Raw genomic sequence first — 20398 nt, 5'->3', positions numbered from 1 at the left:
TTCCTTGAACAGCCACGATCCCGCTCCCCCACAGCCCTCGAAAGGCCCCGCGTTATCGGCCAGGCGGCCCGGCATTTCTTGGCCCAGCGGCCCAGCACATTCCTGGCTCGGCGGCCCAGCGGCCCAATACATTCCTAGCCCGGCGGCCCGGCGGCCCGGCACTCTTGGCCCGGCGGCCCGGCGGCCCAGCGGCCCAGCGGCCCAGCATTCTTGGCCCGGCGGCTCGGCGGCCCAGCATTCTTGGCCCGGCGGCTCGGCGGCCCGGCATTCTTGAGCGCTTCGAAAGCCCGCACCACGCGTTTACCGCCCGGCGGCGCCCCCAGTGACCGGTCCCCGGCACCCGGACCGCTCTTGCTCAGGAACCGCCATCGACGGCGATCACCTGACCGGTGATGCCGGTGTTCGCCGCGGATGCCAGGAAGACGACCGGGGCCGCGATCTCGTCGGCGGTCAGGAGACGCCCGAGCGGGATCTGGCCGTAGTAGCTCTCCGGCACCGAGTCGGCGATGTGCCCGTTGGTGACGGTCCGGGTCAGACCCGGCGAGACCACGTTGGTCAGGATGTCGCCGTAGCTGCCCAGGGAGAACGCTGCCGAACGGTTGAACCCCGCGAGGGCGGATTTGGCCGCGCCGTAGAACTCGCCGCCGGCCATGCCCTGTGTCGCGATCGATGACGAGATGTGCACCAATCGGCCCCAGCGACGCTCCCGCATGTGCGGAGCGACGAGCCGGCTGAGTGTCAGCGCACCCTCGATGTTGTCCCGCACGACCCGATGCCAGAGATCGTCGGGCGTCTCGTCGAAGCTCCCGCCCGGCTGCGCGGAGCCCCAGCGGACGGCATTGTTGACCAGCACGTCGATGCGGCCGGACCAGGCGATCACCGCCTCGACCAGGTCTCGGGCGGTGTCGGGATCACCGAGATCGTGCCGGGCGACGAGGGTCCGGCCGCCCAGGTCGGCAGCCAGCTTCTCCGCCTTGCCTCGGGCCTCGTGATAGGTCAGCACCACGTCGGCGCCCTCAGCCGCGAAGCGCCGGGCGATCGGGTCACCCAGCCCACCTGTCGCACCGGTGACGATCACGGTCCGTCCCGCGAGTCTCATGTCCATTGCTTCGTTCCTCCCCGTCGGATGCGTCCACCCTGCCCGGTTTTTCGGCCCGCTGGGAGGCCCTGTTGAAGCTGGTAACGGTGGGGCCAGGTTCCGGGAGCACGGCCCGATACCAGTACCGGTAAGGCTGGTATCGCCGATACCGGCCCCGGCGAACAGGCTGGTGGTAGCACCGACAGGGCCTCCTTACGGCGGCCGCCGGCGGCTAGGTTCGAACGCATGGCGACGACAGCGACCGACAACGAACTCGGGCGATATCTACGAGCCCGGCGCGAGGGCACCGCGCCGGCCGTGGTCGATCTCCCGTCCGGGAGCCGGCGACGGACTCCCGGCCTGCGGCGCGCCGAGCTCGCCACCCTGGCCGGGATAAGCGTCGACCATCTGACGCGGCTGGAGCAGGGGCGTGACCGGCGGCCGTCGCCGGAGGTGCTCAACGCGCGGGCCACCGCGCTCCGGTTCACCTCTGCCGACCGCAAGCACCTGCGTTTTCTCGGCAAGGTGCCGGCCGGGGTGATGTGCCCGTCCGGGCACACGCCGGCGGCCGAGGTCCGGCCGATGGTGCGGGCGATGCTCGACCGTCTCGAGCCAGGGCTCGCCGTGGTGCTCAACCGGCTCGGTGACGTGCTGGCGGCCACCGATGGTTTCGGGGCTCTGGTCCGGCCGCTCGGGTTGCTGGAGGGCAGGCGGGTCAACGTGGTGCGGTGGCATTTCGCCGACGATCGGGCCCGCACGGCATATCCCGACTGGCAAACGATCGCTGACGACCACGTGGCCCGGCTCAAGAGCGAGGTGAGGCGCGGTGACCGGCATGCCACCGAGTTGGCGGACGACCTGACGGTGCTGGCCGGCGGCGAGTTCGTCGACCGGATGGCAGCGCCGTCCGGGCCGGCGCCCCGGTCCGGGGTGGAGCGGATGACACATCCCGAGGCGGGCCGGCTGGCTCTGGCCTACGAGACCCTCGAACTCCCGGATGCCGACGAGCAGCGTCTCGTCGTGCATCTTCCGGCTGACGCGGCGACCGCGGCGGCGCTCGATCGCCTGACCGGCCGCCGATCAGGTGCCCTCAGGGCGGTCTGATGGTGGCCGGCCGACAGCACTTCGACTCGTCCGAAACGACGACCGGCCAGGACGCACCGGGGAGCGGCCGATGATCGGGGGTGCGCCGAGTCGGCCGAGTCGGCCGGGACGGGTGGCAAAGCAGTGCGACTCCGGGCTGTTCGAGAGTGACAAGAATTCCGGAAAGGGGCTGTAACGATTAGGGCGTGACCGGACATGGACCTGTCGTGAGTTCTGGCGACGAGCATGAGCAGCGCTTCCGGCGCGTCTATGCCGACAACTTCGAGGCGCTCCTGGCATACGCGTTACGGCGCGTCGACCAGCCTGACGACGCCTCGGACGTGGTCGCGGAGACCTTTCTCGTGGCTTGGCGGCGCAGTCGCGAGCTGCCACCGGAGGAGGAGATCCGGCTCTGGCTCTACGGGGTGGCCCGGCGTGTGCTGGCCAACCACCACCGCGGCGGGACACGCCGACAACGGCTCGGTGAGCGGTTGAGGCAGCGGCTGTCGGCTGTCGTCTCCCGGGATCCGGGTGGTGAGGTGCCGCAGCGGCTGGCGGTCCGAGCGGCACTGGCGCGGCTGGACGAAACGGACCGGGAGCTCATGATGCTGACGATTTGGGAGGGGCTGCAACCACGGGAGGTGGCGGAGGTGCTGAGGATGACCCCAGGGGCGGTGCGAACCCGCCTGTCGCGGGCACGGGCGAAGCTTCGCGAACTGGTCGGTGACGATCCGGGCTCACCCGGACATGAACTCGACGTCCTGACCGGAACCACCGCCCCGAAGGAGGGCCGATGACCGACGAGCAACTCGACCGACTGGTTCGAGACGCGGACCCCTACCGGACAGATCTGGCCACCCGACTCGGTGGGGCGGAGCAGACGCTCCTGGAGGAGATCATGTCGACGCCCAAACTCGAGTCGGTACCCACGTCCCCTGTCGTCGAGAGCGCCCCGCCGGCGCGCCGGGCACTCGGCCGCCGATTGGCCGGCGCGGTCGCCGCCGCTGCCGTCGTCACCGGTGTGATCGGTGCATCGACGTTACTGCGTGATCAGGGCAGCACCGGTAAGGACTGGGCCGGGCCGGTAGGACTGCCGGCCGAGGACACCGGTGGCACAGGCGGTGGTTACGAGCTGGACCTCAAAGCCGCCGAGAAACTGCCGCGACTGCTGGTCGAAGGAGGCGGTTGGAAGATCACGACGGTCTACGGTTTCGCGGCCGAGGAGGGCACGATCCGGTTCGACGACGGTTCGCGCCATGTCGAGATGAACTGGTACCCGGCGAAGACCTATGACGGCTATTACGAGGACCGTCTCGATGTCAGCGAGCCGGTTCCGACGACGGTGGCCGGCACGAAGGCGAACATCTTCACCTACGACTCCACCGACTTCGCGGCTCAGCTCGTACCGAGCGGGAGCGCTTTTGTCGAGTTGCGGATCTCGGGCCTCACCCGAGCCGAGGTCGACGAGGTTCTGACCCATGTGGTGCGGGTCGAGCCGGAGGAGTTCCTGGCCGCGATGCCGGCCGAGGTCATCACTCCGAGCAAGGTCCACGCCGCCGCGGCCAAGATTCTCACCGATGTGCCGATCCCCCCGGGCTTCGACGTGGAAAAGATCGACATTGCCGGGGCGAACGATCCCTATCAGTTCGGAGCGGCCGTGACCAGTCAGGTCACCTGCACGTGGATCACCGAGTGGATCCGGGCCGACAAGGCCGGTGACGCCGCCGCGACGGAGCAGGCCGCCTCGGCGCTGCACAGCAGCCACCAGTGGAAGGTCCTCAAGGACATGTCCGACGACGGTGGCTGGTCCGAGGTGCTGTGGGAGATCGCCGACAAGACCGCCGGCGGCGAGGTGCCGAAGGACTACAAGGACGCTATCGGCTGCCAGTAACGGGGTTCGGGGTGTCCCGGCGGTTCGCCGGGACACCCCGGCTGGTGGTGACGAACCCGCCCGCCCGCAACCGCGGTCGCGGCGGAAGCTCCGGCGACGCCCTGAGCAGGACGTCAGCGCGGGCACGTGCGGGCACCGGCGGCGCGAGCACGTACGGGCACAGGCAGCCCGGGCACGGGCGGCGCGGGCACGGGCGGCGCGGGCACGGGCGGGCACAGGCATCCCAGGCACAGACGGCACGTGCGGGTACAAAAGCAGGCCCGGGCGGCACGTGCGGACACAGAACAGCATGGGTCGGCGGTGTCCTGTATCTCGCTCATCAGGTGGCTGGAGCACGTGCGGACGCAGACAGCGCGGACACGTCAGGCTGGGCTGGTGGGTCAGCTGCGCTGGAGGGAACCGGTGGTTTGGACTGCCACGTCGCGGGTGTGGGCTATCAAGTGGTGTAGTTGTTCGGGGAGGGTTCTTCGGAACTGGTCTGACAGGCGGGCCCGGTCGCGAGGGTTGCAGGTGTCCAGCACGAACTGGTCCAAACCGGTGGCCAGGATCAGACCGGCCAGCATCAGGTCGGCGACGTCCAAGGGCTCGTTGTACGACAGGGCGGTTCGGATGCGGCCGGCCGGCTCGCCGGGGCCCCTCGGGTCGGTGAACACCAGTGACGACGTGGAGCTCAGCAGGCGGCGGCGGGTCTCTCGGCGCAGGGCTCCGTCGGCGGTCAGGCGCTGCTCGATCAGGTCGGTGACCAGGCCGGTGGTCGGCAGGTAGGCGATCCACTGGTGCAGACCGTGTGGGCCGGGCATCGCCACCAGCCGTTCCAGGATCCGGCTGGTGGCCGGGTCTGCGGTGGGCTGCTGGTCGACCACGTGGAGTCGATCGCCGGACCACTGCACCCGGCGCCAGAACAGCAGCTCGCCGAGCAACGCGGCGCCGAGGCCGACGGCCAGCACCTCCGGAGCGAGCAGGGCGCGACCGCCGATGCCATCGTGCGCCGCCATGTAGAGATCGTCGGCGGGTGGGCGCTTGGTCATCCGTTCGGCCTTAGCGATCGACGGTGAGGTGGCGCAACCGTAGCCGCGCCGGGTTGCCGGTGGGTTACGCGCCGTCGAAAGGTAAACGGTCGAGAAAGTCCCGGCTGCCATCGATCAGACGCCCGAGGAAGCCATGGATGATCTTCAAGGCATTTAGGTCGTATTCGCTGATCAGGCTGCCGGAGAAGGCTGCCAGAGACGCGAAGACCTCGGCCGGCTGCTGTTGGTGCAGTCGGTGAGGGGCACGAAAACCCGGCTGGGGTGACCGGGGGGCGAGCCGCGTTCGACGAATCCGCGATTCAGCAGCACGGTGACGCCGAGACCTCGGTTCGGTGTTCGGCCGGCCGGGTTTCGTCGGCGCGCTGGTCAACTTCACCGAGACGCCGACTACATCATCTTCACCGGCCCGAAAGTGTCGTACCCCTGTTCTAATGTGTCGGCATGAGGGCCATCCCTGAGGAGTTCGTGGACGTCGTCCAGGCCGAACGCGAAGCGTTGTGGCTGCTGGCGAGCCGTGCCCGCGCGGCCGGGGAGAGCGGCGAGCCGACGGCGCTGCGGGAGATCGCCGCCGAGATCCGCCGGCGGATCGCCCGGGGTGACGACCTGACGATCGGCAACCTGGAGCCACACCTCGACGACATCGTGGCCCAGCTGGACCTGATCTACGACGCCGCGTTCCCACCACCAGCCATCTCCCCCGGTTCGGCCGATCGCCGGACCGACATCACCGGGCTTCTGGACGCGCCGTGGCCGACGGCTCATCGGCGTGCGCTGTTGGCGACCGTCCTGGGGCGTGACACCAGGCACCACCTCAGGCTGGACGAGCCGGCCGACCTGGCGATCAGCACCGGTGACGTCCAGCTGGCACGGGTGCTGGTGTTCACTCCGCTGGGCCGCATGAGCCGCGACGACACCGGGCGGATCCTCAGGTCGCTCCACGAGGCCGGCCATCTCGACGCGGCGGTCGTGGAGCAGGCCGTCACCGACGACCGTTACCTGGGTCACATTCTCGACGACCGGCCCGGCGACGAGTTCGCCCGGGCGCTGCGCCGGCACGTCGACGAGCTGACCTGGCGGCTGGTCACCGCGGCCACGCCACCGGACTGGTCCGAGCTACCGAAGGCGCTGGTGCCCAGCGGGCTGCGTTTTGTCCTGCTGGCCATGGACTGGACCGGCGACCCACGGACAGCCGCCCATCTCGGCGCGGCCGATCTCTCCCCCGCCGAGCAGGCTGACCTGGTCGAGCTGTTGAGGGAGAGATCAAAGACCGAGCAGTTGCGGGTGTACGGGTGGAGGTCCACCGACGCACCCGAGTTCCTGCCGGTGTTCGGCCTGGAGCGGGCTGCCCCTCTGCTGCGCCTGATCCGCGCGATGCCGGCCCACGAGGCGTTCCGCGTGGACCGGGCAGAGGTCCTCGCCGCCGTCGACCGAGCAGGCCTGGACACCACCCGCCGCCTGCTGGAGCTGGAGCCCAACGAACTGATCTCGGCCGTCCTCGGTGACAACCGCCCGGCCGTGCTGAAGCGCCTCCGCAACAACGCCCTCCAGGGCATAGCCGCCTTCGGCCTGCTACCCCTCCCACCCACCGAAACAACAACCCCGACCACGGCAGATCCCTCAACCGCAAGATCCACAGTGGGGGTGATGGTTGAGGTTCCCACAACCGGACCCGCGACAGGAGCATCGGTGGTCGCGCCAGCGGTGGGGGTGCTGGCGGGAGCGCCTTCGACGGTGGTCGGGGTAGGAGCCTCCGTGACGACGTCGGCGGCAGGGCCGACAGCGGCGGGCCCGGGAGGACCAACAGCGGCGGGCCCGGCTTCGGAGGCCGGGTTCGCGGGCTCGGAGGCCGGGTTCGCGGGCTCGGAGGCCGGGTTCGCGGGCTCGGAGGCCGGGGAGAGTTTGCTTGATCGGTATCTGGTGATTCGGGAGGTGGGTAAGCGAGGGGCTCGGTTCGGGCCTGGGCGGAGGGTCTCGCACGCTGCGGCTGTTTCGGTTGCTCTGGATCATCTGGCTCAGGTGGCCGGGTTCGATGGGGCGGATCGGCTGGAGTGGGATTGTGAGGCTCGCCTGGCTGAGCGGGGGCCTGGTGAAGTCACGGTCGGTGAGTATCGGATCGTGCTTCGGTTTGACGGGGGCGATCCGGTGCTGGGGGTCGAGCGGGGTGGCCGGCGGCTCAAGTCGGTGCCGGGGGCGGTGCGGGCCGATCCTGCCTACAAGCAGATGCGGGAGTATCAGGAGCAGCTTCGTGACCAATGTCGGCGGATGCGGGCCGGGCTGATCGAACGGCTCGTCGCCACCGGTGGGAGCCTGGCGCCTGATGAACTGGAGCGGCTGCTGTCCCTGCCTGCCGCGGCGGCGCTGCTTCCGGGTCTGTTGTGGCGGGACGTCACCGGGCTTGTCGGAGGGCTCGACGAGGTCGATCGGAGCGGTTCGGTGACGGCGGTGCATCCGGTCGAGTTGCACGAGGCGGGCACGCTCACGGCATGGCAGGCCGAGATCGTGCGGCGCGGGCGGGAGCAGCCGGTCCGGCAGGTCTTCCGGGAGATCTATGTGCCGGCCGCCGATGAGCGGCGGGCCACGGTGTCGGCTCGGTTCGACGGGCGGGCGGTCGACGGCAGGGTCGCCGGTCAGTTGTTGTCCGGCCGGGGCTGGCGACTCCACAGCCGGCACGACGAATATCAGGTCACGTTGCCGATCGGTGGGCTGGTCGCGGTCTTGACCTGCGCGTTCCACGGCTACTTCGGCATGGGCGAGGTCATCGTCGGTGGCTTGGGCTTCCTCCGGGACGGTGTCCTTGTTCCGCTCGGCGAGGTGCCTCCGGTCGTGTTCTCCGAACGAATACGCGACCTCGACCTGATGGTCTCGACCGCCCACCCGGTAACGGAACGTTGAAGCCGCCCACCCGGTGACCGGACGTCAACGCGACCCACCCGGTGACAGGACGCCGACGCGGCCTACTCGGCAACGGGACGTTGAGGCCGCCGCCCGGTGAGCGGACGTCAACGCGGCCCACCCGGTGATGGGACATCGAGGCGGTCCAGTCGGTGACGGGATGTTGGTGGGGAGTGGGGTCAGGTGTCGATTCGGGTTACCGGGGACACTGCCAAGTCGTGGATTCGCCAGTCGAAGTCCTTGGCGAATCTGGTCAGGGCCTCTACTCGTTCGGGCAGGGGGCCCGCGTCGGGGGTGGGGACGAACAGGAGTTCGCCCACGAAGACGTGGCCCTCCTCGCGGAGACGTAGCCAGGCGTCGGCCACCCAGTCCTGGTCGAGGATCGCGGCGTGCAGCCGGCCGGGCAGGGGGTGCGGGCCGGCCCCGTCGACCAGGTAGGGGGTCTCGTCCATCAGGTCGGAGACCGCGGAGCGGGTGGTGCGTACGCCGTCGCGCACGATGTCGCCGCCGATGATCAGGGCGGCCACCGCGTCGGCCCACCACAGGCCGGCCGCGATGCCGAGGATGCCCAGGACGGCGGCTCCGGCGGTGAGCCAGTCGGCACGGTTCATCTCGGCGTCGGCGAAGAGGACCTTGTCGTGCAGGTCGCGGGCGATGCGCTGCTTGACCCGGCCCAGCAGGATCGCCGGGACCATGGTGGCGAGCAGCACGGCGATCATCAGCCAGCCCAGCCAGAAGCGCTGGCCGAAGAGTTCGATCATGCCGATCGGCGGGCGTTCGCGCAGGGCGAGCCGGACCAGCGAGTCGTAGACCACGTAACCACCGAGGCCCAGCAGGGCCACCGATCCGGTCAGGAAGGCGATGCTGACGCTGCGATGGTAGCCGTACGGAAACCGGGAATTGGGTTGTCGATTGCGGAAACGGGCCGCCACCAGGAACGCGGCGGGTGGGACCAGACCCAGCATGTCCTCGATCCAGGCGGCCTTCATGGCCTGCGACTGACCGAGGGTGGCGGCGAGCATCCCGATCGCGACCAGGAAGAACACGATCGTCCACCACTCGAGGCGGACCGCCCGGGCGTGCAGGCGCGCCATGTCCGGCGGCAGTTCGAACCGCTGGTAGACCTTCATGACGCACGCTCCGCGGCGACCAGCAGGTCCTCGACCCCGGTGTGCGACTGGGCGAGCAGGAACCGTTCGACCTCGGCCTGCCAGCCGTTCTCGCCGGGCGGCAGCGCCCACACGTGGTCGTGGGAGCCGATTTCGTGGTCGGCGTCCCCGAGGTCCAGTTCGTCGAGACGCCACTCGCCGACCACGACCGGCATGGTCTCACGCCCGGTGATCTCGGGGACCGCCACCACTGTGGCGTCCTCGGCGGCGAGCGCGGCGACGTCGGCGGTCCCGGCGCGCACGGCCACCTGCACACCGGCGAGATCGTCCGGTACGGCGACGCCCGGCGGTCCGGCGACAAGCGTCTTCATGGTGACGAACGGACTGGTCAGCGAGGCCTCGTCGGTCCACGGGGCGTCCGCGTCCAGGCCGCCGACGACCAGGTCCAGCACCCGGTCCTTGACGGCGGCCATCAGTTCCGACTCCGGCCCGGGGTACCACTCGACGGTGGTGTCCAGCTGCTCGGCGAGCCGCTGCACCAGCACGATCTCGGCCCCGGTCGGCGGCCCCTCGTCGGGGACGTCGGTCCACGGCGGGTTCTCGGTGACACCGACCCGGAGCACTCCCCCGCGCACGTCGTCGAGGGTGGTGCCGGCGTCCTTGGGCAGCCCGCACCCGGCCGTCCCGGCCATCAGCACGGCGGCCACCAGCACACCCGTCACCCTGGTCATTCGGAGCCTCCCGAGAGTCGTGTAAAGCCCACGGCTGCCTACCCCCGGATCACGGTCGGCATGCATCGCCGGGCGGTGGTCGTACTCCGTTCGGCGCAGGTGTGGTTGACAGTCAGAGGACGACGCGGGACGGCGGCATCGATTCGTAGCGTTCGGGTCTCATCGCCCCCGGAAGCCGGGCCGGGTGGCGAGGCTTCGTTGAGGAGGCTCGATGGACGGCATCTCGCGGCGACGGCTGCTGCGATGGGGTGCGGCGGTGGTCGCGCCGCTGGCGACGGGCGGTGCGGTCGGGCTAAGGCTGGCCGCCGACCTGCGGCATCGCAGTCCGGCGGTGCCGAAGTTCCGGGTCGCGCTGCCGATCCCGCCGGTGCTGCGGCCGACTATCGAAGACGGCGTGGATCGGTACGAGATCCGGCAGGCCGAGGCGGACGTGGAGATCATTCCGGGGCGGCCCACCCGGATCCTCGGTTACGACGGGATCTTTCCGGGCCCCACCATCGAGGCGCGCCGGAACAGGCCGGTGGCGGTGCGGCACGTCAACGAACTGGACGTGCCGACCGTCGTACACCTGCACGGGGGTGTGCTCCCGCCGGAGGAGGACGGTTATCCGACCGATCTGGTGCTGCCGAGAGGCGTACACCAGCAGGGTCATCATGCGGCCGGCCCGGGTGGTATCGCCCATGGCGAGCGGGTCTACCGGTATCCGAACGAGCAGAGCGCCGCCCTGCTCTGGTACCACGATCACCGGATGGATTTCACCGGCCGCAAGTTTATCGGGGGCTGGCCGGGCTCTATCTGATCCGGGACGAGATCGAGGACCGGCTCCCACTGCCCCGCGGTGATCGGGAGATCCCGCTGATGATCGCGGACCGGCTGTTCGAAGCGGACGGGTCGTTCCACTATCCGGCGGCGGGCGCCCACCAGCCGGGCGTGCGGGCGGTGCATCTGGACGGGGTACGCGGGGACACGGTGCTGGTCAACGGCGCGCCCTGGCCGGTGGCCGCGGTGGACGGGGCCCGGCATCGGCTGCGGATCCTGAACGCGTCGAACGCCCGCAGTTACGAACTGGGCTTCGACCCGCCGGTATCCCTCGATCTGATCGGCAGTGACGGCGGGCTGCTGGACCGTCCGATCGAACTGGCGAAGCTGGTGATCGCGCCGGGCGAGCGGTACGACGTGATCGTCGACTTCGGCCGGTACCCGCCCGGCACCGCGGTCACGCTGGTCAACGGCTTCGACAAGGACGGGCCGACCGGGCGGATCATGCGGTTCGACGTGGGCGGGCGGGTCGCCGACGACTCCGAGGTGCCGCCGGTGCTGGTCCCGGCGCTGGACGAGCCGGGAGACCCGGCGGAGCGGCGGAACTTCCGGTTCCTGGCCGGTCAGGGCGGGCTTCCGGCGACGATCAACGCGCGTACGTTCCGGATGGACCGTGCCGACGCCACGCCCCGTCTCGGCACCACCGAACACTGGTTGGTCAGCGGTGATCCGGAGCATCCGATCCATGTGCATCTCGGGCAGTTCCGGGTGCTGGAACGCAGCGGCGGCCCGCCCGACCCGCAGGACCACGGCTGGAAGGACACCGTGCTGCTGCGCGGCGGCACCGTGCTGCTGGCGGTCCGGTTCGCCGGTCACCGGGGCCGGTACGTCATGCACTGCCACAACCTGGAGCACGAGGACATGATGATGATGACGAACATCGAGGTGATCTGATGCGCGCCCGGATCGGCACCGTCCTGGTGCTCGCCGCCGAGGCCGGGCACCTGGCCGCGGCGTTCGAGGAGGCGGACACCTGGCCCCTGTTGAGCGGCTGTCATGTGCTGGCCGGCGCCGCGTACGGGATGGCGATCGGCTCGAGGAAGAACCGCCTGACCGTGACCCTCGCGGCGACCCTGGCCACCGTCTGGATCCTGACCCGGCTCTTCGGGCTGCCGACCTATCTGACGCTGACCCCACTGCCGGTGACAACGATCGGCGTGGTCACCACGCTGGTGGAGATCGCGCTGGTGATCACTCTGCGAGCAGAAGCCCCGCCCTCGGTGGGAACCGGAGGCGGGGCTTCTGGAGAGGGGATCAGTGCAGGGCGGGTTCAGCCGGTTCGGAGTGCGGCTGACGGTGGTGGACGACCGGGTGGGCGCGCTCCAGAGCGGAACCCTCCACGTCCACGTTCGGCAGGATGCGGTCCAGCCAGCGCGGGATCCACCACGCCTTGTCGCCGAGCAGGTGCATGACCGCCGGGATCAGCAGCATCCGGACCAGGAAGGCGTCGACCAGGACACCGAAGGCCAGGCCGAAACCGAGCGAGCGGATCATCGCCGTGTTGGAGAAGATGAAGCCGCCGAAGACCGCGATCATGATGATCGCCGCCGCGGTCACCACCGTGCGGCCGGCGTGCACACCCTGCTGGACGGCGAGCCGGGCCGGAGCGCCGTGGGCGTACGCCTCGCGCATGCCGGACACCAGGAACAGCTGGTAGTCCATGGCCAGGCCGAACAGGATGCCGATCAGGATGGTCGGCAGGAAGCTCAGCACCGGGCCGGGGTCGTGGATGCCGAACAGCGCGCCCATCCAGCCCCACTGGAAGATCGCCGTGATGCCGCCGAACGTGGCGAACAGCGACAGGATGAAACCGAGCGTGGCGGTGACCGGCACCAGGATGGACCGGAACACCAGGATCATGATGATCAGCGAGATGCCGATGACCAGGCCGAGGTAACCGGGCAGCGCGTTGTCCAGCTTCTCCGAGATGTCGATGTTGCCGCTGGCCGAGCCGGCCACTCCGAGGACGACGCCACCGGCGACCGGTGACAGGCCGCGCAGGTCGTGGACGAGCTGCTCGGTCGCGGAGGTGGTCGGCCCCTCGGTCGGGATGATCTGGAAACCGAGGGTCTTGTTGTCGGCCGACGCGCCGATCGGGGCGACCGCCGCCACGTGGTTCTGGTTCAGCAGCAGGTTGCCGATCCGGACCTGCTCGGCCTGCAGCTCGTCGCCGGTGCGGGCCTCGGGCAGGTCGGCGACGACGACCAGGGAGCCGTTGACGCCGGGACCGAACTTGTCGGCGATCGTCTTGAACGCCTGGTACTGGCTGGAGTCCTCGGCCTCGGACGAGCCGTCCGGCAGCCCGAGCCGCATCGACGCGGCCGGGATCGCCACCGTGATCAGGGCCGCGAGCAGCGCCAGCACGGTGATGACCGCCCGGGGAGTGCCCATCGGCTTGACCGCGGCCGGCTTCGCGGCCTGCGCCTTGCGGTTGAGGACCCGCTTGCCGATCAGCGCCAGCAGCGCCGGGGTCAGGGTGACCGCGATCGCCACGGCCACGGCGACACAGATCGCGGCGACCGTGCCCATCAGGCCGAGGAACGGGATGCCCGTGACGTTCAGCGCGAGCAGGGCGACCAGCACGGTGGATCCGGCGAAGACGACCGCGTTGCCGGAGGTGCCGTTGGCCAGCCCGATCGACTCCTCGAACTCGACGCCGTCGAGCAACTGCCGCCGGTGCCGGTTGAGGATGAACAGGCTGTAGTCGATGCCGACCGCCAGGCCGAGCATGACGCCGAGCACCGGGGTGATCGACAGCATCTCGACGACGCCGGAGAGCGCGAGCGAGGCGGTGACCCCGATGCCGACGCCGGTCAGGGCGCTGAGCAGCGGAAGGACCGCGCCGATCAGGGTACGCAGCATGATCAGCAGCGTGAGGGCGGCGATGACCAGGCCGGCCACCTCGCCGACACCGAGGATCTCCGGCACGTTCTGGGTGATCTCGTTGGAGAACTCGACCTTGACCCCGGCCGGAACCCCGGCGCTGACGTGGGCGATCAGGCCATCCTTGATCTCCGGGGTGATGTCGAGCTGCGGCAGTTCGAACTGCACCTGGGCCACCGCGGTGGACCCGTCCTCGGAGACCGTGCGGATCCCGGACGACATGGTGAGCAGCTGCTGACCGCGGACCAGCTTGGCGTAGCCGGTCTCCAGCTCGGCGGTCTTCTCGGTGATGAGCTTCTGGTTCTCCTCGACCTCGGCCTTGGTGGCCGCGTCCAGGGTGTCCCAGACCTGCCGGGCCCCGTTGATCTGCCCCTGGCCCTCGGCGATCTGCTTGCGGCCGTCGGCGATCTGCTTCAGACCGTCCTCGACCTGCGCCTTCTGGTCGGCGATCTGCTTGCGGATCGCGAACGGGTCGGTGGTGGAGCTGATGCCGTCGAGGTCGGCGGTCGTCTTCAGCAGGTTGGTGATGCCGGCCTGCTGGCTGTCGGTCAGCGGCTTCTGGTCGACGGTGTGGAAGACCAGTTTGCCGTTGCCGCCGGCCGCGACCGGCAGCCGCTCGCCGAGACGGTCACTGACCTTCTGGGTCTCGGTGCCGGGGATGTCGACGACCGGCGACAGTTCACCGCCGGCGACGAAATAGCCGGTGACGGTCAGGCCCAGGACCACGAGCCAGGTCGCCAGGACGGCCTTGGCGCGCCGGGCACAGAACCGGCCCAGGCGATAGAGGAGCTCGGCCAACGTTTCGTTCCTTTTGTGAGAGGTTCTAGTACCCGGTACGGACGTTGTGGATCATGCGTTCGAGCAGTCGGTTCCAGAGGTCCCGGGAGGCGTCGTCGGTCGCCGCCTCGGTCGCCGCGATCCAGTGCTTGGCGACCACGACTATCCCGTTCATCAGGGAGCTGACCACCACGGCGGCGTCGAGCGGGTCCACATCGGGGTAGCGGACCGCCAACTCCCGGGCCATCTCGTCGGAGGTCCGGGAGAACGTGGCGAGGAAGATCTGGTTGGGGCGGGGGTCGTCGGGGGTGAACCCGCCGAGGGCGTGCCAGATGAAACCGATGATGCTGGGTACGTCGGTGCTGCGCAGCGCCTCGACGATGTCGTCGAAGATCGACGCCCGGCCACCCGCGGTGACGGTGTCCCGGAAGCCGCAGATGATCGGTCCGAGCTCCTCGCTGCAGACGGTCGTGACGACGTCGTCGACCGAGACGAAGTGGTTGAAGACGGTGCGCCGGGAGATGTCGGCGCGGTCGGCGAGCTGGTCGACACTGAACCGGACACCCTCGGTGATCAGAGCATGAGCCGCGTCCAGGATCGCCTGCCGGTGGCGGGCCTTGAGCGCGGCTCTCCTGTCCAGGGGGATGGTCACGTTCCTACACTAAGTGCATCGTTGCACTAGATGCAAAGCAAGCCGCCCTCCACCACGAAGGGTGAAGGGCGGCTCGACGCCGGGTTCCTGAAAAACCAGCCGAGTGCTCTCAGAGACGCTGCGTCTCGGTGGTCGAGGAGTGCAGATCGGCGGTCGTCCCGGTCACGAACTTGCCGGTGCTCGCACTCCGGTGCACCTCCCGGTCGCCGTCCCGGTCGTCGCCGCCCACGGTCTCGGTGACGGTGCCCTTCGGGTCGCGCTCGGTGGTGCTCTCCTTGACGAACCGCCCGCTGCGGGCGCTGCGGTTGACCTCGTGCTCGTTCCCAGCCATCGGGGGGCCTCCTCATCCGGTGATGCTTTTAGAACTGCCCACCGGATCGGCCGGAAAACATCGGAGGCGTCAGCGGGCCAGCCAGCCGCCGTCGACCGGGAGTACCGCGCCGTGGATGTAGCGGGACGCGTCCGAGGCCAGGAAGACGACCGCCCCCTTCAGGTCGTCCGGGTCGCCCCAGCGGCCCGCCGGGATGCGGTCCAGGATGGCCGCGTTGCGGGCCGGGTCCTCGCGCAGCGCGGTCGTGTTGTCGGTCGCCATGTAACCGGGGGCGATCGCGTTGACGTTGACCCCCCGGCCGGCCCACTCGTTGGCCAGCGCCTTGGTCAGCCCCAGGATCGCGTGTTTGCTCGCCGTGTAGGCGGGCACCCGCACCCCGCCCTGGAACGACAGCATCGACGCGATGTTGATGATCTTCCCGGAGCCCTGGGCCAGCATCCGCCGGCCGGCCGCCCGGCTCAGCCGGAACGCCGCGTCCAGGTTGACACTCAGCACGTCGTCCCAATCAGAATCGGTCACATCGACGGCGTCGGCCCGGCGGATGATCCCGGCGTTGTTGACCAGGACGTCCAGCCGGTCCAACCCGTCCACGTAACCGTTCAGGTCCGCCGTGGCCAGGTCGAGTTCCCTACTGCCGACCGCCACGACGGAGGCGCCCGCCTCGGCCAGCGCCTCGGCGGCCGCCCGGCCGAGACCACGATTACCCCCGGTGACCAGCGCGACCTTGCCGTCCAGGCGGAAGTCGACCATCAGAGTCCCAGGTTGCGCAGCGTGGGCACGGTCTGGCCGACCCACTTGAGGTCGGTGTCCTCGTGGGCACCCTGGGTACGCTGGGTGCCGGCCAGGAACCACAGGTAGTACGTGGTGTAACCGGGCGCGCTGACCACGGTGTGGTAACCCTCGGGCATCATGTGCATCCCGTGGTCACGAACGGTGAAGTTCTCCTCGTAGCCCTCGTCCGTGTAAAGGCGACAGATCCCGAAGCCGCCCTTCGGCGCGACCCGGAAGTAGTACATCTCCTCGTGCGCCGCCTCAGCCGGCAGAGCGTCCGTCTTGTGCCGGTGCGGAGGATAGGTCGACCAGTTGCCGGACGGGGTGAACGTCTCCCCCACGATCAACCGTCGAGCAGGCAGGTCCGGCTGGGCGATCTCGGTCAGAATCTGGTGGAAGTTACGCCCGAAGTTGGCCGCCCCCCACCGCCCGCCGGCAACCTGATCCGGGGCGATCACATAGGGATCGACTTCCAGATCGCTCGGCGCACTGGGCAGCGCGATCTCCACATCCGAAACAGCGGTGATGGAGATTTCCGAGTTGATCGGGATGTAAACGGAGTGAGGCTTCCCCGAAAAGACGTCAGCCCGTCCACCGACAGCATCAAAACTGACCCCACCGATGGTGAAATCAGCGGTTCCGCCCAGAATGACGGCCAGAATCTCACGGTCCTCGGAATTACCCGACCACGACTGGCCCGCGGCGAGCGTCAGAAGCTGGAAATCGAGCAGCGAACAGGGATTGAACGGCAGCGAGTTCAATCCGGGAGAAGCCGGGATGTTGGTGTGAAACTTGTAGTCCACCATGGATGACGCTCCTTACCAGGGGTGTTTCCAGCCGGGCCGGGTGACGCGGGCGAGGGCTTCCATGTAGAAGTAGTCCCCCCACAGATTCCCCTCGTCCACCCCGACGTTCTTGGGTTTGTCGTACACGCCGTGCAGCAGCAGGGCGTTGGAATCGGGCCGCGACGCCGTCGAATAGCCGTCGATCAATGACGCCAGGATTCGCAGGGCGGCGTCCCGATAACGTTCGCCCAGCGCGGGCGGCACCAGCGGCGCGAGTTCCAGCAGACCGTCGACAGCGATCGCCGCCGCCGAACTGTCGCGTTCCTCGACGGTGTCCGCAACGGTCGAGAAGACCAGATCCCAGTGCGCCACCCCGTCCGCCGGAAGGTGCGCGAGGAAGTAGTCGGCGCACCGGATCGCGGCGGTGAGCAGGGTCGGATCCCCGGTGTACTGGTGGTTGAGCGTGAACCCGTAGATCCCCCACGCCTGCCCGCGGGCCCAGCACGACTCGTCGCCACTGCCCTGCTCGGTCTCACCGCGCAGCGGTTCGCCGGTGACCGGATCCCAGTAGAACGTGTGGTACGTGGTGTCGTCGTCGCGCAGCAGGTGATCGCGCACCTGGGCGAGGTGCCGCCGGGCCGCCGCCGCGTATTTCGGATCCCCGCTGGTCCGGCTGGCCCAGAACAGCAGCGGCGTGTTCATCAGGCTGTCCACGATGGTGCGGCCCTGCTGCCGCGGATCGTTCAGATCGCCCCACGCCTGGATGATCCCGGCGGACGGCAGCACCCGCCGGAGCAGGTGGTCGGCGGCGGCCAGCGCGGCCCGTTTCGCCTCCTGGTCCCGGGTGCGGCGCCAGGCGGTCACACACGAGAGCGTGTAGAGGAACCCGAGGTCGTGGGTGTCCAGGTCGATGCCGTCGTCGACGCGGTCCACGAATGATCGTACGTGCGCAAGGGCCGCTTTCCGGTATTGCTCCTCGCCGCTGAGATCGTGCGCGGCCCAGAGGATGCCCGGCCAGAAACTGGTGGTCCATCCGGTGTTCGCGGGCCGGGGCGGATAGCAGTCGTCGGTGGTGGTGTCGGCCGGATAGCGCTCACCGAATGCGGCGATGTTGGCGTCGATGGTGCGCAACGCCGCGCTCACCGCGGTTCCGGTCTGGTCGGCGATCGCCGTCATGGGTTCCTTTCGATAAGCGGGTTGAGCGTGAACCTGCTGTTCGCCCCGACGATGTAGATCAGGGGGCTGGCCGCGATCCCGATCGCCAGGGCCGGTTTCGCCGCCAGCAGGGCCTCGAAGAGGGCCAGCACGAACAGCGAGAACAGGCTCAGGTACCAGCGCCGGACACCCAGGAAGACGGCGGCTCGAACGGCGTCGCGCAGCCGGATCCCGGGTTTCTCGGCGAGTGCCACCAATACCAGAATCGTGGTGACCGCGATCAATGTCATCGCCACCACGATCACCGGCAGCAGCGCCGCGCCGATCGGCTGTCCCCAGGCCCACGCCGCGTCGACGCCGAGGACCAGCAGTGCGACGGTGGCGACGGCGCCGGTGGTCAGCGCCGGCCGGGCCGAGGCGCGCCACGCTCTCCAGAAGCCACCGGCCTCCAGAGTTCGCAGCACGGTGAACGACGCGACCAGCGCCGGGCCGGCCAGCGGCGCGAACAGGACCAGCAGCGGCCAGGTCCGGGACGGGTCGGTGGTCAGCACGATCAGCACCAGCGGCGCGCAGGCGATCGCGAGCAGCACGTTCGTCATCAGGGCCGCGTAGACGCCCTGGAAGACCCGCTGGTACTTCATCCCTTGAGCCCGGTGGTCGCGACGCCCTCGACGAAGTAGCGCTGGCCGAACAGGAAGATCACCACGACCGGCAGGATGGACAGCACCGAACCGGTCATGATCAGCGCGTACTCGGCGTTGTACTGGTCGATGAACGACTTGAGCCCCAGCTGGATCGTCCACAGGTCGGGGCTGCGCAGGTAGAGCAACGGCCCGAGGTAGTCGTTCCAGGTGTTGACCAGGGTGATCAGGGCGAGGCTGGCCAGGGCCGGCACCGACAGCGGCAGCATGATCCGGCGGTAGATGCCGAACTCGCTCATCCCGTCGATGCGGGCCGCGTCGAGCAACTCGTCCGGGATGCTCTCGTAGAACTGTTTCATCATGAACACGCCGAGAGCGCCGAACGCCTGCAACGCCACGATCGACCAGATGGTGTCGGTGAGTTCGAACTTCGTCATCAGCACGAACTGCGGGACCATGTACGACGCCCACGGCACGGCGAGGGTGCCGATGTAGGCCAGGAACAGCACGTCCCGGCCCGGGAACGTGATCTTGCTGAACCCGTACGCCGCGAAGCTGCCCGTCAGCAGTTGCAGGAACGTGACGAGAGCCGACAGGAAGACGGTGTTGCCGAGCCACGTCGTCATGTCGGACTCGGTCCAGATGTCGGCGTAGTTGTTCCACACCGGATCGGTGGTGATCCACTGGACCGGGATGGTGAAGACGTCGTTGTTGGTCTTCAGCGACGACATCACCATCCAGTAGAACGGCAGCAGCACCAGGACCCCGGCCACGGCGAGGCACACGTAGGCGACGATCCGCGGGACGCGTCGAATGCTCATCGGGTCGCCCGCCTGTTCACCATGAACTGGATGATCGTCACCACGAAGCAGAGGGCGAACAGCACGATGGAGACCGCCGACGCGTAGCCGAACTGGTTCTCCTCGAAGCCCTTCTGGAAGATGTACTGCGACAGCACCAGCGTGGACTGGCCCGGTCCGCCGTCGGTCATCACCAGGATGATGTCGAAGACCTTGAAACTGTTGATGGTGAGCAGCACGGTGACGAAGAAGGTGGTGGGCCGCAGCCCGGGCAGGGTGACCGCCCGGAACCGGTCCCAGGCGCCGGCCCCGTCGACCATCGCGGCCTCGTGCAGCTGCTTCGGGATGGTCTGCAGCCCGGCCAGGAAGAGCAGCATGTAGTAGCCCATGTCCCGCCAGGTGCTGACCACGATGACGGCCGGCATCGACCAGTCGGCCGAGGTGGTCCAGCCGGGCGGGTTCGCCACCCCGATGAACCGCAGCACCTCGTTGACCGGCCCGAATCCGGGGCTGAGCAGCATGTTCCAGATCTGCGCGATGGCCACGATCGAGGTGATGTACGGGAAGAACGCCACCGTCCGGAAGAACGCCACCCCGCGCAGCTTGCGGTTGAGCAGCAGCGCCAGCCCGAGCGACACGGCCAGGGTGAGCGGGATGTGGAAGGCCGCGTAGTAGACGGTGTTCCCCAGCGCGGTCCAGAAGCTGTTGTCCCGGACCAGCTGCTGGAAGTTCTCCAGCCCGGTCCAGGTCGCCCCGCCGAAGACGTTCCACTCGGTGAAGGCGTAGTAGAACAGCAGACCGACCGGCACCAGCGTGAGAAGGGTGAACCCGGCGAAGTTGGGCAGCAGGAACGCCCAGCCCAGCGCGGTGTTGCGCGCGACGACCCGGCCGCGCCGGCGGCGGGTCTCGGCGACAGTTGTGGTCATGTACGAGCTCCAGAGGTAGGTCCGCGGGCCCCTGACCGGGGCCCGC

Annotated in this window: 20 protein-coding genes; 6 read left to right on the top strand and 14 right to left on the bottom strand. The window is 69.0% G+C overall.

What is annotated here, in order from left to right; translation table 11 throughout:
- Nucleotides 1-355: 355 nt before the first annotated feature.
- A complete protein-coding gene (locus Aco03nite_RS30675; protein WP_203800984.1) occupies nucleotides 356-1099 on the bottom strand; it encodes an SDR family NAD(P)-dependent oxidoreductase in 744 nt (247 codons plus the stop codon).
- Between the two features lie 225 nt (nucleotides 1100-1324).
- Between Aco03nite_RS30675 and Aco03nite_RS30670 the strand changes: the two genes are divergently transcribed.
- From Aco03nite_RS30670 to Aco03nite_RS30660, 3 genes are all read left to right on the top strand, one after another.
- Nucleotides 1325-2182, top strand: coding sequence for a helix-turn-helix transcriptional regulator (locus Aco03nite_RS30670; protein WP_203800983.1), 858 nt, complete (start codon nucleotides 1325-1327; stop codon nucleotides 2180-2182).
- Nucleotides 2183-2388: 206 nt separating this feature from the next.
- Complete coding sequence (locus Aco03nite_RS30665) at nucleotides 2389-2958, top strand: RNA polymerase sigma factor (RefSeq protein ID WP_203800980.1); 570 nt, start codon at nucleotides 2389-2391, stop codon at nucleotides 2956-2958.
- Complete coding sequence (locus Aco03nite_RS30660) at nucleotides 2955-4052, top strand: hypothetical protein (protein WP_203800978.1); 1098 nt, start codon at nucleotides 2955-2957, stop codon at nucleotides 4050-4052. The genes Aco03nite_RS30665 and Aco03nite_RS30660 overlap by 4 nt, the downstream gene beginning before the upstream one ends.
- 380 nt (nucleotides 4053-4432) lie before the next feature.
- On the opposite strand, the gene Aco03nite_RS30655 is transcribed toward Aco03nite_RS30660, so the two are convergent.
- Together Aco03nite_RS30655 and Aco03nite_RS30650 are read right to left on the bottom strand one after the other, a co-directional pair.
- Nucleotides 4433-5080, bottom strand: a complete 648-nt coding sequence (locus tag Aco03nite_RS30655; protein ID WP_203800976.1) for a GPP34 family phosphoprotein — start codon at nucleotides 5078-5080, stop codon at nucleotides 4433-4435.
- Nucleotides 5081-5144: 64 nt separating this feature from the next.
- Nucleotides 5145-5456 carry a hypothetical protein gene (locus Aco03nite_RS30650; protein WP_203800974.1) on the bottom strand — a complete coding sequence of 104 codons (312 nt, stop codon included), beginning with the start codon at nucleotides 5454-5456 and terminating at the stop codon, nucleotides 5145-5147.
- 65 nt (nucleotides 5457-5521) lie between these two features.
- Here Aco03nite_RS30650 and Aco03nite_RS54240 point away from each other — a divergent pair, with 65 nt between their 5' ends.
- A complete protein-coding gene (locus Aco03nite_RS54240; protein ID WP_203800972.1) occupies nucleotides 5522-7972 on the top strand; it encodes a DUF4132 domain-containing protein in 2451 nt (816 codons plus the stop codon).
- Between the two features lie 179 nt (nucleotides 7973-8151).
- On the opposite strand, the gene Aco03nite_RS30640 is transcribed toward Aco03nite_RS54240, so the two are convergent.
- Nucleotides 8152-9102 carry a cation diffusion facilitator family transporter gene (locus Aco03nite_RS30640; RefSeq protein ID WP_203800969.1) on the bottom strand — a complete coding sequence of 317 codons (951 nt, stop codon included), beginning with the start codon at nucleotides 9100-9102 and terminating at the stop codon, nucleotides 8152-8154.
- Nucleotides 9099-9812: a substrate-binding periplasmic protein gene (locus Aco03nite_RS30635; RefSeq protein WP_203800967.1), complete on the bottom strand. Its 714-nt coding sequence runs from the start codon at nucleotides 9810-9812 to the stop codon at nucleotides 9099-9101. The genes Aco03nite_RS30640 and Aco03nite_RS30635 overlap by 4 nt, the downstream gene beginning before the upstream one ends.
- A gap of 211 nt (nucleotides 9813-10023) precedes the next feature.
- Between Aco03nite_RS30635 and Aco03nite_RS30630 the strand changes: the two genes are divergently transcribed.
- Nucleotides 10024-10611, top strand: a complete 588-nt coding sequence (locus tag Aco03nite_RS30630; protein WP_203800964.1) for a multicopper oxidase family protein — start codon at nucleotides 10024-10026, stop codon at nucleotides 10609-10611.
- Between the two features lie 59 nt (nucleotides 10612-10670).
- The gene (locus tag Aco03nite_RS30625; RefSeq protein ID WP_203800963.1) at nucleotides 10671-11525 is read left to right on the top strand and encodes a multicopper oxidase family protein; all 855 of its coding nucleotides are present in this window, start codon (nucleotides 10671-10673) and stop codon (nucleotides 11523-11525) included.
- Nucleotides 11526-11885: 360 nt separating this feature from the next.
- On the opposite strand, the gene Aco03nite_RS30620 is transcribed toward Aco03nite_RS30625, so the two are convergent.
- The 9 genes from Aco03nite_RS30620 to Aco03nite_RS30580 all read right to left on the bottom strand — a co-directional run bounded on the left by Aco03nite_RS30620 (nucleotide 11886) and on the right by Aco03nite_RS30580 (nucleotide 20352).
- Nucleotides 11886-14312 carry an MMPL family transporter gene (locus Aco03nite_RS30620; protein ID WP_203800962.1) on the bottom strand — a complete coding sequence of 809 codons (2427 nt, stop codon included), beginning with the start codon at nucleotides 14310-14312 and terminating at the stop codon, nucleotides 11886-11888.
- 25 nt (nucleotides 14313-14337) lie between these two features.
- On the bottom strand, nucleotides 14338-14943 hold the full coding sequence (locus tag Aco03nite_RS30615) for a TetR/AcrR family transcriptional regulator (RefSeq protein WP_203800961.1): 606 nt from the start codon (nucleotides 14941-14943) through the stop codon (nucleotides 14338-14340).
- 109 nt (nucleotides 14944-15052) lie between these two features.
- Nucleotides 15053-15274: a hypothetical protein gene (locus tag Aco03nite_RS30610; protein ID WP_203800960.1), complete on the bottom strand. Its 222-nt coding sequence runs from the start codon at nucleotides 15272-15274 to the stop codon at nucleotides 15053-15055.
- A 69-nt stretch (nucleotides 15275-15343) separates the two neighbouring features.
- Nucleotides 15344-16024: an SDR family oxidoreductase gene (locus Aco03nite_RS30605; protein WP_203800959.1), complete on the bottom strand. Its 681-nt coding sequence runs from the start codon at nucleotides 16022-16024 to the stop codon at nucleotides 15344-15346.
- Nucleotides 16024-16851 carry a 5-deoxy-glucuronate isomerase gene (iolB, locus tag Aco03nite_RS30600; RefSeq protein WP_203800955.1) on the bottom strand — a complete coding sequence of 276 codons (828 nt, stop codon included), beginning with the start codon at nucleotides 16849-16851 and terminating at the stop codon, nucleotides 16024-16026. The genes Aco03nite_RS30605 and iolB overlap by 1 nt, the downstream gene beginning before the upstream one ends.
- A 12-nt stretch (nucleotides 16852-16863) precedes the next feature.
- A complete protein-coding gene (locus Aco03nite_RS30595) occupies nucleotides 16864-18006 on the bottom strand; it encodes a glycoside hydrolase family 88 protein (protein WP_203800952.1) in 1143 nt (380 codons plus the stop codon).
- Entirely contained in the window at nucleotides 18003-18626 is a 624-nt protein-coding gene (locus Aco03nite_RS30590; protein WP_203800950.1) for a YesL family protein, read from the bottom strand. Before Aco03nite_RS30590 ends, Aco03nite_RS30595 begins: the two co-directional genes overlap by 4 nt.
- Complete coding sequence (locus tag Aco03nite_RS30585; RefSeq protein ID WP_203800948.1) at nucleotides 18623-19447, bottom strand: carbohydrate ABC transporter permease; 825 nt, start codon at nucleotides 19445-19447, stop codon at nucleotides 18623-18625. The genes Aco03nite_RS30590 and Aco03nite_RS30585 overlap by 4 nt, the downstream gene beginning before the upstream one ends.
- On the bottom strand, nucleotides 19444-20352 hold the full coding sequence (locus Aco03nite_RS30580; RefSeq protein WP_203800945.1) for a carbohydrate ABC transporter permease: 909 nt from the start codon (nucleotides 20350-20352) through the stop codon (nucleotides 19444-19446). The genes Aco03nite_RS30585 and Aco03nite_RS30580 overlap by 4 nt, the downstream gene beginning before the upstream one ends.
- Between the last annotated feature and the right edge of the window lie 46 nt (nucleotides 20353-20398).

The organism is Actinoplanes couchii (assembly GCF_016862075.1).
In the GTDB taxonomy this organism is placed as follows: Bacteria; Actinomycetota; Actinomycetes; order Mycobacteriales; family Micromonosporaceae; genus Actinoplanes; species Actinoplanes couchii.
This window is presented reverse-complemented; position numbering and strand designations above follow the sequence as displayed.